The 338-nt window shown below is 37.3% G+C and carries 1 protein-coding gene; it reads right to left on the reverse strand.

The genetic code is table 11. The annotated features are described in order from the left end of the window. Positions 1-338, reverse strand: a 338-nt coding sequence (locus tag KH400_RS23210) for a polysaccharide deacetylase family protein (protein WP_217228664.1), incomplete at both ends; no start/stop codon positions are given.

The raw sequence follows: 338 nt of genomic DNA on the forward strand, positions 1-338 counted from the left end.
GACTGAGATCGTATCAACGTTATAATCTCCGTAAGGATAAGCGAAAACATTCGTCGTCTTACCGGTTAACTCTTTGAGCGCTGTAGTTGCATCATTAATTTCTGAGTATTGTTCTGCTTTACTTAAACTCGTTAGAAAAGGATGTGTTACAGTATGGTTTTGGATATCAATACCCTCTTCCATAACGGTCAAGATTTCATTACTTGTCATGTTCCAGCTTCCATCTACCCAATCGGAAACGGTAAACTGAGTTGCTTTCATCCCATATTTTTGCAAAACAGGATATACATATGGGTAAAAATCATCTGAATTATCATCAAATGTCAGCAGTACAGCTT

Origin of the sequence: Desertibacillus haloalkaliphilus, assembly GCF_019039105.1 — a bacterium.
In the GTDB taxonomy this organism is placed as follows: Bacteria; Bacillota; Bacilli; order Bacillales; family KJ1-10-99; genus Desertibacillus; species Desertibacillus haloalkaliphilus.